2 protein-coding genes are annotated in these 3,130 nt (G+C 73.5%); both read left to right on the top strand.

What is annotated here, in order from left to right:
* Positions 1 to 273 precede the first annotated feature (273 nt).
* Positions 274 to 2,679: an FHA domain-containing protein gene (locus ACS04_RS15365; RefSeq protein WP_048477165.1), complete on the top strand. Its 2,406-nt coding sequence runs from the start codon at positions 274 to 276 to the stop codon at positions 2,677 to 2,679.
* Between the two features lie 6 nt (positions 2,680 to 2,685).
* Positions 2,686 to 3,130 (top strand): hypothetical protein (locus tag ACS04_RS15360; RefSeq protein ID WP_048477164.1); only part of this gene is annotated, 445 nt, incomplete at its 3' end.

The raw sequence follows: 3,130 nt of genomic DNA, 5'->3' as shown, positions 1-3,130 counted from the left end.
CCCCGTGGCTGTGCCCGCCGTGGCCGCCGTGGCCGCCGTGGCCGCCGTGATCGTCGTGATCGCGGACCGCGGCGTGGCCGTGGTCGTCGTGTGCGTGGTCGTGCCCACTCATGGCGTCCCCCGTGTGTTCGGTTCCGACGCGTGAAGTGAAGCGCACCGTGACGCAATGGGCAAAGGCTGCAACGGGGACCGTTGTCATTACCCATAAGAGGCCTCTGACCTGCGGTGATGCAGATCGCTGCCGAGCCGGACGGATCGTGGGAAAATTTGCCCATGGCCCAGCGCCCCGGTGTGCCGACCGCGCCCGAGCTCGTCCTGGAGACCGACGCCGGTACCACCGCGATGGTCCCGGACAAGACCTACCACGTCGGCCGCGACCCCCTTTGCGAGGTGTGCCTCGACGACGCCCGCGTCTCCTGGCACCACGCCCTCCTGCGCCCCGACGGCGACCACTGGATCGTGGAGGACGAGGACAGCACCAACGGCACCTGGGCCGACGGCCACCGCGTCCACGAGTGGAACGTCGGCCCGGGCAGTGAGCTGCGCTTCGGCAGCGTCGCCGACGGCCCGCGCGCCCTTCTGCTGGGTCCGGCCCCGGCCGCCCCGGCGCCCTCCGCCCCGGCCACCCCCGCCCCGGCCCCGGAGCCCGAGCCCGCCGAGGCCCGGCCGTCGGCGGTGTCCCACCCGGCCCTCACCGGCACCTTCCGCCGGCCCACCACCGTGCGCCCGCTGCCCGACCGGACCGCCGTGAGCATCGGCCGGGCCGCTGCCAACGACCTCGTCATCGACGACCTCGTCGTCTCCCGCCACCACGCCGAACTGCGCGCCCTCGCCGACGGCACGTACGAGATCGCCGACCTCGGCAGCCACAACGGCACCTTCCTCAACGGCACCCGTACCGACCGCGCCCCCGTCACCGAGGGCGACGTCATCGGCATCGGCCACACCGCCCTCTGCCTCGTCGGCGACCAGCTCCAGGAGTACGTGGACACCGGCGAGGTCTCCCTCGACGTCCAGGAGCTCGCCGTCGCCGTCGACCACGGCCGCAAGACCCTCCTCGACCACGTTTCCTTCCCCGTCGGCGCCAAATGCCTGCTCGCCGTCGTCGGCCCCAGCGGAGCCGGCAAGTCCACCCTCCTCGGGGCCCTCACCGGACTGCGCCCCGCCGACCACGGCACCGTCCTCTACGACGGCCGCGACCTCTACCGCGACTACGCCGAGCTGCGCAGCCGCATCGGCCTCGTCCCCCAGGACGACATCCTGCACGCCCAGCTCACCGTCCGCCGGGCCCTCACCTACGCCGCCGAACTGCGCTTCCCCCAGGACACCGCCGCGGGCGAGCGCCAGGCCCGCGTCGACGAGGTGATCGGCGAACTCGGCCTCGGACAGCGCGCCGACCAGCCCATCCACAGCCTCTCCGGCGGCCAGCGCAAACGGGTCTCCGTCGCCCTGGAGCTGCTCACGAAGCCGTCCCTCCTCTTCCTGGACGAACCCACCTCCGGGCTCGACCCCGGCATGGACCGCTCCGTCATGCACATGCTGCGCGGCCTCGCCGACGACGGCCGTACCGTCATCGTCGTCACCCACAGCGTGCTCAGCCTCGACGTCTGCGACCGGCTGCTGGTCCTCGCCCCGGGCGGGCGCGTCGCGTACTTCGGGCCGCCCGCCAAGACGCTCGCCTTCTTCGGCTTCGACCAGTGGCCGGAAGCCTTCGAAGCCTTCGAGAACGACCGGGACCGGGACTGGGCGGGGGAGTACCTCGCCTCCCCGCAGCACCGCACGTACGTACGCAACGCCGCGCGCCAGCCCCGGCAGGAGGAGGACCGCTCCGGGACGGCGGACTTCGCCGCCCCGCCGCCCAAGGCCCAGAGCTGGGGCTCCCAGCTGTCCACGCTGATGCGCCGCTACGCGGCAGCGCTCAGCGCCGACCGCACGTTCCTCGCGATCATGATCGCGCTGCCGTTCGTCATGGGCGCCATGGCCCGGGCCCTCGCCGGCAGCGCCCTCACCGCGGAGACCGCGATCAACGCCCTGCTCATCCTGTGCGTGGGCGGCGTGCTGACCGGCGCCGCCAACGCGGTGCGCGAGCTGGTCAAGGAGCGCGTCATCTACCAGCGGGAACGGGCCGTGGGCCTGTCCAGATCCGCCTACCTGATGTCGAAGGTGCTGGTGCTCGGCGCCGTCACCGTCGCCCAGGCCGTGGTGCTGACGCTCGTCGGCCTGTACGGGGTCGACACCAACGCTCCGGGCGGCAAGGGCGTCTTCATGCCGCCCCTCGTCGAAATCACCCTTGCCGTCGCCCTGCTGTCCTTCACCGCGATGATGCTGGGCCTGCTGGTCTCCGCCCTGGTCCGCAAGGAGGAGGTCACCATGCCGCTGCTGGTCCTCCTCGCCATCGTCCAGGTGGTGTTCTGCGGGGCCCTGCTCCAGCTCGACGGAGTACCGGTGATCGGCCAGCTGGCCTGGCTGGTGCCCTCCCGGTGGGCGCTCGGTGCCATGGCGGGCACCATCGACCTCGGCGCGATCGTGCCCGGGAAGCTGACCGACGACCCGCTCTTCGCGCACAGCGCCGGGGTGTGGCTGCTGGACATGGGGATGCTCGTCGCCCTGTCCGTCCTGTTCGGGGTGCTGGTCCTGCGGCTGCTGCGCCGCCACGAGCCCGCGATCATGCGGAAGTAGCCGCCGATGACCGCCACGGCCGGGCCCGCCGACTTCCACCCCACCCATGTGGTCCCCCGGGAGGGGCTGCCCGCCTGGGAGGAGCCCGACGTATCCCGGCCCACCACCGCCCTGGACCCCTTCCTGCCCGTACGACTGCTGGCCCGGCGCGGGGAGTGGGGGGAGATCCTGTGCGCCAACGGCTGGTCCGCCTGGGTGGACGGGCGGCTGCTGGTGCCCGTACCCGAGCCCGCCCCGGCGGGCGGCCGCCCGTCGGCGCGCGCCGAGGACCCGGCGGCGCTGCTCGCGGGCGCCGCCGAGGCCCTGGAGCGCTACCGGCGGGCCGCCGCGGACCTGGCCTCGGGCCGCTCCGGCGCGGAGGACTTCCGGCGGGCCGTCCGGGGGCTGCGGGCGGGCCTGGTCATCGACGGCGAGTCCGTCTGGCTGTACGAGGAGGCCACCGGGCGCTGGA

This window comes from Streptomyces roseus, from assembly GCF_001044425.1.
Classification (GTDB): Bacteria; Actinomycetota; Actinomycetes; order Streptomycetales; family Streptomycetaceae; genus Streptomyces; species Streptomyces roseus.
The sequence above is the reverse complement of the archived record's forward strand: the minus strand, read 5'-3'. Positions and strand labels throughout refer to the sequence as shown.

Coding starts and splice junctions, on each gene's coding strand:
- ACS04_RS15365 (WP_048477165.1), top strand. CDS start 274: ATGGCCCAGCGCCCCGGTGTGCCGACCGCGCCCGAGCTCGTCCTGGAG.